Raw genomic sequence first — 8,575 nt, forward strand, 5'->3', positions numbered from 1 at the left:
GTTCATGTGCTTTAACCTGCTGTGCGCGCCGTGCTTCGCGGCGATGGGCGCGATCAAGCGCGAGATGAACAACGCCAAGTGGACGGCATTTGCCATCGGTTATATGTGCGTGTTCGCTTACTGTGTGGCGCTGATGGTTTACCAGTTCGGTGGCCTGCTCACCGGTGAAGTCACATTTGGTTTCGGCACGGTCGCGGCGATTGTCGTACTTGCCCTGATGATTTATCTGCTGGTGCGCAAGCCCGCGCAGGCGGAGGACACGGCCGATCTGCGCCGTATGAGAGTGCAGGCAAACGGCTGATTTCAGGCTTGCCTGCAAACAAATTCTGTTTTACAATGAAAGCAAAAGGAGGCGAAGCAGATGTCAACCTTGATTGTAGGCCTGTTGGTAGCGGCGCTGGTGTTTTTTGCCGCGCGATCGGTGGTGCGCCAGTCTAAGACGGGCGGGTGCAGCGGATGCAGCGGTGGCTGTGCAGGCTGCAGAGGAAGCTGCGGCTGCCATGTCGACACGCCTCCGGAAGAGACCAAATAGGATACCTTTCCCCCTTGCCGTCCGGCGTGTGCAGCGCCGGACGGCTTTTCTATGCGTGCAAATGGTCACGGGTGACCGATGTGCGGCATAGACTGGGGAGAAAGGTGGTTTTTCTATGGTGATCCATGTTGTTCAGCCGGGGGATTCCCTGTACCGCATCGCCCAGACGTACCAGACGCCGTTGCAGCTGCTCATTCAGCAAAACGAGCTGCGCGAGCCGTACCGGCTCACGCCCGGACAGACGATCGTCGTGCCGCAGCCCGTGCAGGTACATACCGTGCGGCAGGGGGAGACGCTTTCCGGCATTGCCGCGCAGCACAATACGACCGTGCTGGCGCTCCTGCAAAACAATCCGCAGCTGGGCGGCGGCGACCGCATCTGGCCGGGGCAGACGCTGGTGATCTCTTACGGGTCTAAGCTGGGCACGTTTGCAGTCAATGGGTATGCCTACCCCAATATCGACCAGCGGGTGCTCCGTAAGACGCTTCCCTATCTGACGTACTTATCGGTGTTTTCCTATGGATTTGACAGCTTGGGCCGCATTCTGCCGCAGAATGCGGAAATGCTCACGCGCATGGCGCGGCAATACGGCGTGCTGCCGTTGCTGGTATTGACGACACTCGGCGAGGACGGACAGTTTTCAGGCGAGCGGGCGCAGCAGCTGCTGCGCGACCCGGTCGCGCGCGGCGCGCTGATTGAAAACCTTGCGCAGACGATTGCGGCGCAGGGCTTCGCAGGGGTGGATATCGACTTTGAGTATATCCCGCCCGAGGACGCGGCAGCCTATGCTGACTTTGTCCGCGCGGTGCGCGCGCGGCTGGAGCCGTCCGGGCTGACAGTGATGGTGGCGCTCGCGCCCAAGACCTCGGCCAACCAGCCGGGTCTCCTGTACGAGGCGCACAACTACGCCGCGCTCGGCGCAGCGGCGGACGATGTACTGCTGATGACCTATGAATAAGTTATTTTATGATACATACAATTGACCGGCTAAGATTTTCTATTCAAATCGCCGTTCAATCTGGATATAGATGGTTGCGTCGCCAGCACTGCGCTCGGCGGCGTTTTTTTCGTATGTGATGCGGCTGACCACGCTTTTCAGCAGGTCGTTTCGCTCCTGTGCGGTCGCGGCGTTGGGATAGGCTTCGATTACATGCTCCAGACGCGGCCGCATGGCAGGTGCGCCGCGGCGCTCTTGGTCGATGGTTAGCGCGCGGGCGCTGGCTTTGGCAAGTGCGCGATCCAACTCAGCGAGTTGGCTGTCCAGTTGGCGGCGGCGGGAAACAAAATACTCCGGCGTGTAGACCTCCTGCTCGACCAGCTCGGCGGCACGGTCAAGCTGTGCGCGCAGTTTGCGCTGGGCGGCGTGGATCGCGCGGATCTCTTCGTGCGCCTGCGCGGCGCGTGCGTCCAGTTCGCGCTCGACTGTATTCTGATGGTCGATGTCCACCTCGTATTCGGCCAGCCACAGCCGCAGCGCGTGCAGCACCGCGTCCTCCACGTCGGCGCAGAATGAGCTGACATTGCTGCAATCCGCCCAGCGGCAGTCCAGCCGACCGGTGCAGGGTAGGGCAGCGGCCGGTGCACCGTAGGTCATCACATGGCCGCATTTGGCGCAGTACAACAGGCCGACAAACGGGTTTTTCAGCTCGTGGTTTTTCTTGAGCGGTAGGCCGGGGGTGTTGTCCAGCAGGCGCTGCACGGTATTAAAATCCTCGTCACTGACGAGCGCTTCATGCAGGCCGCGCGCCTTGACGTAGTCATCTACATACCGGCGCGGCTTGGTCAGCACACCGTCGCGCACGGTGGGCTGCGCGGCCTTGCGTCCCCATGTCACATAGCCCGCGTACAGGCAATTGCGCAGCACGTTGTGCACGGATTGCGAACTCCACGCGACACCAGCAGAGGTGCGCTCACCGCGTGCATTGAGACGGCAGGCAATGACATAGCAGCCGACACCTTGCAGGCGCAAGTCGAAGATCTCGCGCACGATTGCGGCCTGCGGCGGGTTTGGCTCGAGCGTGTAGCCCTTACCGTCCCGTACCTTGACACGGAAATAGCCGTAGGGGTCAGTCTTGCCCATGTATTTGCCCTCTTTGACCGAGGCGATGCGCCCCGCGATCATGCGGCGCTTGATGGTCTTATACTCGCGGCGCGACATGAACAGACCGAACTCGAAGTATTCCTCGTCGAACTCGTTGGCGGGGTCGTAGGTTTTGGCTGGCGTGATGATGCGCGTGCCAGAGTATTTGAACGCCTGCGCGACGATGCCCTGGTCGATGCTGTCGCCGCGGGCGAGACGCTCGATCTCCATGACCAGCACGCCGTCCCACTGCCCGGCCTCGACTTCGGTCAGCAGCCGCTGCATTTGCGGCCGGGCAGCGATGGTTTCTCCCGAGACAATCTCCTCATAGATCCCGCCGATCTCCAGCCCCATGCGGCGCGCGAGTGCGAGCAGCGCGGCACGATGCCGGGCAAGGGTTTCGCCCTCGCCGCGGGCTTCGGCTTCGGCGTCCGCGCGCGATTTTCGGAGGTATATCAGATATGCCATAAAATCACCTTTTTTCAGTATATGGTGCGGGGAAATGGATAAAAACAGAACATTTGTTCGGTGTAAACGGGTGTAAAAATGCAGACCACAACAAAACAGTGTTCGGTTGTGGTCTGCGGGGTGTTACACGTTACGCTCAGTGCCATAAAAAATACGCCCGGTGCGTAATTTCTGACGATATGTACACTGACCGGCGAACATGATGTCCGGGTGAGTGCAGTGACCGGCCTCGCTGCATGCAAGGTAGCGGGAACAACAGTCAAACCCGTTGGTCATCAGGTATTTTTCATAGATTTCAATGACCAGCGGCGCGCGATCCGCAAAGGAAACGTCAGCTGCGGGAACACGAGCCCAGCCGTTGGCTCGGTCGGTTTCAAGCGGGATACCGGCGGCTGTGAGTAGCGCTTCAATCTTGGGAGAAACCTCCAGATACAGCGTTTTGGTGCCTTTGAAATTCAAGCAAGACTGGCCGAACAGCTCGATCGCTTCATAGGCTGCCGCTTTATCCGGCATGCGCTGCATCAGCTGGAGCTTGCCCAAATCATAGTTTTCCGATGCGGAGCTCAGCGCATCGCACATTTCCTGATAAATGCGTGCGGCATCCGTGCCGGTTTGCAGCTGCGCGGGAACGTCGGGCAGCGAGGCGGCAGCATGCAGCAGCGCCAGAAATTCCGTCTCGTTCACGATACGGATTGGCTGTCCCTTGGCGATATATTCTTCGGCTTTCGTGACCTTTCCGCTTTTATGTGTCGGGTCGGAGCCGTCGCCGATGATGAGCAGATCGGTCTTTTTGGTGACTTTGTCTGCGTTGTGACCACCGCAGTCGGCGATGCCCTGCATGGCGTCGCGGAGACTTATCTGCTCCAAATCGCCGGTGATGACGCAGGTCAGGTCGTACAGCGGATGCGACGGGTCAAACAGATCGGTTGTCGGGTGGATATCATTTGCCTTGGGTCGGGATTTATATTTTGCAACTTCTTGTGCGGTTGGCCTATAATCGGCGTTTTGGCTGGTTTTGCGCGTTGTTTTGGAAGCAGGCTTCGATGCGATAGGGCTATCTTCTATTAGGCGGAGTTTTTCATAAATTGCCTGTGTAGTCTGGCAATCGCCTAAGGCACGGTGCGCTTTGCCGCCCTGCACATTGAGTTCTTTGGCAACTTGTTGCAGACTGGGACTTTGTTTTAAACCAAGCTTTTGCTTGGCAAGAGTCATGGTATCGCAGTATGCGTTGGTGATTTCGGGTAGGTTGTTTGCTATACAAGCCTTATTAAGATGTTTAATATCAAAAGAAGAAATGTTGTGGCCGACTAAAAGAGAGTCACCAATAAAGTCCAGAAATTGAGGAAGCACCTCGGAGATTGCGGGTTGTCCAATCAGATCGGCATCAGAAATGCCGTTGGTCGCAGAAGCTCCTGCTGAGATGGGAACAGGGGAATGAACCAACTGTGAAAAAGAATCGACAACTTCACCGTTTTCCACGCGCAAAGCGCCGAGTTCAATGATACATGGGTTCTGTTCAATGCCGGTGGTTTCAATGTCAATGCAGGTATAGGATTCGACATTAGACTGATTTTTAGCAGAGCCAGCTTGCATTTCGCGCAGGTATTCTGCATGAATGGTATGGAGTCCGTCGGATGTTTCGATAACAACAAAGGAATTTCCTGTATATCCGACCAGTTTACAGGGCGTAGGGTGGTCGGTATAAATCCCCTTGTAAATCAGCGGCTTGGGTTCGGTAAAAGTCTTGGGAGTCAACTTCAGCTGCTTGGAAAACGCGAGCAGTTCCTCTGGATCAGTGAAGCGATGCCAACCATCAGCGGGAGTAATCAATGTCGTTCATCCCTTTCGCGGTGTCCAATTTGAACACCGGTATTTTGTGAAAAACTATTGTAGAAGCAGTCTCCGACTGTGACAATTTGAGCATTTTACTTTGCCATAATACTTAGCTGACAACTACCATTAGAAATGATATATGTCCAATTTGCAATTGTACCGGTAGCAAACGTGGTGCCATCTATGGAGGTGTTGCTTAAATTTAATTCTGTGTCAATTTGCTCTCTCATGGCAACATTTGGCTCAAATGCGCTTTCAAGAAGCCCCACTAAATAACCTACTGCACTTTGTTCTGCATCAGTAGTAAGAGAAGCTGGAGTAAAACATAGATAAGCATGATATAGTTCAGAAGAACTTTCTACTGAATATAAAACAAGAGATGCACCATCAGCGACGGAGTAAGTATAAGATACATCAGCCGGAATGTATTCTGATGCTTCGTTGCGATTGATGACAGGGTCATCACTTAACAAATCAGGAAAGTCGCTGTCAGCAATGGCATTTCTTAAAGCTTTGATAAGTGAGTCTTGGCTTGCTCCGAAAGTCGAAATTATCGGCTCATCATTTGCATTTTCTGAGGTTGATGCATTTTCAGCCTCTTCGGTTGATATATACGAATCTGTGCTTGCAGACGCATCATCCATTGGATGTGTGTTCTGATCTATCGCATTACTGCCACATGCACAAAGTGTTAGAATACTGAAGATGGTAAAAAGTGCATGCCACTTTCTCACGGTACTATTCCCCCTCGTGTTCAATTTGAACACCAGCATTTTATAAAATAATTACAATATCTTGCATTGCCCCTTGCCAAAACCCGACATGTGGTGTATTATTAAAAAACAAACACTTGTTCGGTTTTTGGGAGGGCGACAGATGAAAGAATATGACGAACTCATGGTACTGGCTGCGCAGTCCGAATTGCCGTCCGCCTTTATTTCTTCTCTTCTGGCGTTTGCGCGGTCGCTGCAAGGCCGCGGCCAAACGCAAGCACCCGCTGCCGATCTTCGGGTGATAGGCTCTCCATAACGGCGCGCAGTTCTTGCGCTTCTGGCATGGCGCTCACTTCTTCGGGAGTGGGCGCTTTTCTTATGTCCGTGAGACACAGTACATAGTCTGTGCTGACATCAAAAAAAATCGAAAGAGTTTTAAGCATTTCGCTACTGGGATCGCATTCACCTGTTTCATACATCGCAATAGCGCTGCGCGAGATGCCAACTTCTTTTGCTAATTTTTGCTGCGTAAGTCCTTTTTCCTTGCGTAGTTCTTTTACTCTGTTCAACATCTCACCTCAATTCATTGATTTAATTATACGTCAATATAATTGACAATTCAATAAATTGAGAAACATAATTGTTTTTTATATTGACAAACGAGAAAGAGTGCGCTATCATAATGTCAGTATAACTGACAAGAAGGAGGTGAGAATATGAATTCGATTAAATGTAAACGTGAGTCAGCCGGTTGGACGCAGGCACGCTTGGCAAGAGAATTGGGAATCTCCCGTGCCACTGTGGCTATGTGGGAAACCGGAAAATCCAGACCGCGTTATGATATGCTCCCGAAGATTGCCCGACTGCTCGGCTGCACCATCGATGAGCTGTACGCGGACGAGCCGGAAAAGGAGGCGGGGTAGCCGCCAGCGTGAAGTAAACGAAATGGAGGTGAGAGAGTGAGAAAATTTCTGGAGAAGATTCGCACAGAAATTGAAGATGCGCCGTACAAGCACCCGTACTTTCCGCTGGTAATAGCAATCATCGCGTTAGTAGTTTCCATAGTGATGCCACTATTGCGGTCAGCTCTGGCATAAATGATTTGATGAGCGCAATAAGGGCAATGCCGGTTGTAATTTTGTAGTGTAACCCCATTTCATAGTGTTCTTCCAATGCTGCTTCGCCGTCCGGGTTAATGCGGTAAACGCCAACCAGTTCATTTCGATCTGGATGCTGTTGCATGGAACGATCTAAATATTGGGGATAAAGATAGTTGATCTGATAGCTAATATCTATGTTTGGCAATTCAGCTTGCAGAGTATCGACAAAAATGTAGTTAGGCTTATGACATACGAAATGCCTGAGAACCTTGCGCGAGTCTTTGCTAAGCATAAAATCACACCTTTCCCCTAAATTTTACCACAGGGAAAAGAAAAACGCCAGAAAGGAGACAGATAATGCGAATTGAACTAACGGATAGTGATATTGTCGAAATCTGTAACACTATTCCGAACGAAATTCAGTCATCAGTAGCCAAACCTCTAATGACTGCATTTCGAGATAAAGAGATTTCAGAAGTGCAGGCAATAGCCCTTATCGAGAGGTTACGGCGAGCAGTTCTATATGAGTTTTTAATCTACCGCAATAGAGAAACTGGAAAGGAAGAAAAGGCATGAGTGCAATGAAAGATTACGCGCTGGGTGTTTGCGATGCGCACCCGAAGGAAATGTACGATCTGTATGATCTGCTGTGCGGTGATACACAGGCGGAAGAAATCTTGCAGCAGGCTTGTGATCAGTTGGAATACACGCCTGTGCGAGCCGATGAAGAACGGCGGGAGGTTCTGGACGAGATCGCTGCCATTCTCACACCGCTGACCCATAGTTTTGACCGCGAGGCAATGCTGGGCGAGGTGCAAGGCGCTGCGGCTCGCGGAACCGCCTTTATGGAGAAGGAACTGTCTTACTGGAGAGGAAGGTTGATGCGGCATGAAGCTCGAGCTGTCGCATGCTGAGCGAAATGCGCTGCTGGATACGGCAGGCCGTGACCGTGTCGCGCTAATCGCGCAGTCTCTGCTGGAACAGGCGAAAAAAGCAGGCTTTACCCATCTGCAAACGATTGCTGTGGTGGACTATATCCGGAGGCTTTTGGAGTCCGGGCCGTCATTCGGCGGGTTTGAGCCGCAAAGCAAGGATTGATCTGCTATGCTCGCATTATATCACGAAAAGGAGGGAAGTACCACGATGAGAGAATACCAGAATAAGTATCAGGCTGCCCGTGAGGGTGCGGGTCTGACGCAGGAAGCCGCAGCGGAGCGTTTGGGCTGGTCGGTGCGTTGTTTGCAGGACATCGAGCAGGAGAGCCGGGAGCCGTCGCCAGAGAAAGTGGCGCAGATGGCCGAAGTTTACCGTGCGCCATGGCTGCATGGGTATTATTGCAACCGCTGTCCGTTGGGCTGTGTATGGCATCGCCCGGAGAGCGATGTGGAATTGCAGCAGCTGGCACTTGAGGTAGGCTTAGAGGCCGAAGACGGGGAGCAGGAGCGCCGGGACGCACACGAGCTGGCGCGGATCGCGCTTGACCGGAAGATAGACGACGAGGAGTTCCCGAAGTTTCAGGCCATTCTTGGCCGTATGCTGCGCCGATCACACTTGACTGAAATGGCGTGGATTGCCAGTCTGACGCAAGTGGAAAAGTGACCAAGCCCTGATGAATACAATACCCAGAGGAGGTGTGCTTATGGCAAACAAAACACGCAGGCTGATCATGGAGCAGGAATTCACGCTGAAAAGCGGCCGCAAAGCCGTCTGCCAGATCTACGATACCGAGGATACAGTGCCGAAGTCCAACGTCGAGGAGCACAAGAAGTGCGTCGATCACATGAAGGAGGTCGCCGCGAATATCTTCATGCGCGCGGAAATGGCAAAACAGCAAAAGGAAAGCGCCCAG

At 53.2% G+C, this 8,575-nt stretch carries 13 protein-coding genes and 1 pseudogene; 9 read left to right on the forward strand and 5 right to left on the reverse strand.

The window, feature by feature from the left end:
• The 3 genes and pseudogenes from ABGT74_RS09165 to ABGT74_RS09175 all read left to right on the forward strand — a co-directional run.
• Positions 1 to 301 (forward strand): annotated as a pseudogene (locus tag ABGT74_RS09165) (ferrous iron transporter B); the annotation flags it as partial.
• A gap of 60 nt (positions 302 to 361) precedes the next feature.
• Positions 362 to 532 (forward strand): FeoB-associated Cys-rich membrane protein, encoded by a 171-nt coding sequence (locus ABGT74_RS09170; RefSeq protein ID WP_346705296.1) that lies wholly within the window; start codon positions 362 to 364, stop codon positions 530 to 532.
• A gap of 115 nt (positions 533 to 647) precedes the next feature.
• Positions 648 to 1,490 (forward strand): LysM peptidoglycan-binding domain-containing protein, encoded by an 843-nt coding sequence (locus tag ABGT74_RS09175; protein ID WP_346705297.1) that lies wholly within the window; start codon positions 648 to 650, stop codon positions 1,488 to 1,490.
• 39 nt (positions 1,491 to 1,529) lie between these two features.
• Here ABGT74_RS09175 and ABGT74_RS09180 read toward each other — a convergent pair whose 3' ends face one another.
• The 4 genes from ABGT74_RS09180 to ABGT74_RS09195 all read right to left on the reverse strand — a co-directional run bounded on the left by ABGT74_RS09180 (position 1,530) and on the right by ABGT74_RS09195 (position 6,195).
• A complete protein-coding gene (locus tag ABGT74_RS09180; protein ID WP_346705298.1) occupies positions 1,530 to 3,080 on the reverse strand; it encodes a recombinase family protein in 1,551 nt (516 codons plus the stop codon).
• Between the two features lie 123 nt (positions 3,081 to 3,203).
• Positions 3,204 to 4,910: an exonuclease domain-containing protein gene (locus ABGT74_RS09185; RefSeq protein WP_346705299.1), complete on the reverse strand. Its 1,707-nt coding sequence runs from the start codon at positions 4,908 to 4,910 to the stop codon at positions 3,204 to 3,206.
• Positions 4,911 to 5,005: 95 nt separating this feature from the next.
• Entirely contained in the window at positions 5,006 to 5,647 is a 642-nt protein-coding gene (locus ABGT74_RS09190) for a hypothetical protein (protein WP_346705300.1), read from the reverse strand.
• A 200-nt stretch (positions 5,648 to 5,847) separates the two neighbouring features.
• Positions 5,848 to 6,195: a helix-turn-helix domain-containing protein gene (locus tag ABGT74_RS09195; protein ID WP_346705301.1), complete on the reverse strand. Its 348-nt coding sequence runs from the start codon at positions 6,193 to 6,195 to the stop codon at positions 5,848 to 5,850.
• Positions 6,196 to 6,342: 147 nt separating this feature from the next.
• Here ABGT74_RS09195 and ABGT74_RS09200 point away from each other — a divergent pair, with 147 nt between their 5' ends.
• A complete protein-coding gene (locus tag ABGT74_RS09200; protein ID WP_346705302.1) occupies positions 6,343 to 6,549 on the forward strand; it encodes a helix-turn-helix transcriptional regulator in 207 nt (68 codons plus the stop codon).
• Positions 6,550 to 6,667: 118 nt separating this feature from the next.
• On the opposite strand, the gene ABGT74_RS09205 is transcribed toward ABGT74_RS09200, so the two are convergent.
• Positions 6,668 to 7,018, reverse strand: coding sequence for a hypothetical protein (locus tag ABGT74_RS09205; RefSeq protein ID WP_346705303.1), 351 nt, complete (start codon positions 7,016 to 7,018; stop codon positions 6,668 to 6,670).
• 65 nt (positions 7,019 to 7,083) lie between these two features.
• Here ABGT74_RS09205 and ABGT74_RS09210 point away from each other — a divergent pair, with 65 nt between their 5' ends.
• The 5 genes from ABGT74_RS09210 to ABGT74_RS09230 form a co-directional block, all read left to right on the forward strand.
• Complete coding sequence (locus tag ABGT74_RS09210) at positions 7,084 to 7,302, forward strand: hypothetical protein (protein WP_346705304.1); 219 nt, start codon at positions 7,084 to 7,086, stop codon at positions 7,300 to 7,302.
• Complete coding sequence (locus ABGT74_RS09215; RefSeq protein ID WP_346705305.1) at positions 7,299 to 7,640, forward strand: hypothetical protein; 342 nt, start codon at positions 7,299 to 7,301, stop codon at positions 7,638 to 7,640. The genes ABGT74_RS09210 and ABGT74_RS09215 overlap by 4 nt, the downstream gene beginning before the upstream one ends.
• Positions 7,615 to 7,824, forward strand: a complete 210-nt coding sequence (locus ABGT74_RS09220; RefSeq protein WP_297283006.1) for a hypothetical protein — start codon at positions 7,615 to 7,617, stop codon at positions 7,822 to 7,824. Before ABGT74_RS09215 ends, ABGT74_RS09220 begins: the two co-directional genes overlap by 26 nt.
• A 45-nt stretch (positions 7,825 to 7,869) precedes the next feature.
• On the forward strand, positions 7,870 to 8,325 hold the full coding sequence (locus ABGT74_RS09225) for a helix-turn-helix transcriptional regulator (protein WP_346705306.1): 456 nt from the start codon (positions 7,870 to 7,872) through the stop codon (positions 8,323 to 8,325).
• Between the two features lie 40 nt (positions 8,326 to 8,365).
• On the forward strand, positions 8,366 to 8,575 hold a 210-nt coding region (locus tag ABGT74_RS09230; protein WP_346705307.1), incomplete at its 3' end, for a hypothetical protein.

It is taken from the genome of uncultured Agathobaculum sp. (genome assembly GCF_963927765.1).
Taxonomy (GTDB): Bacteria; Bacillota; Clostridia; order Oscillospirales; family Butyricicoccaceae; genus Agathobaculum.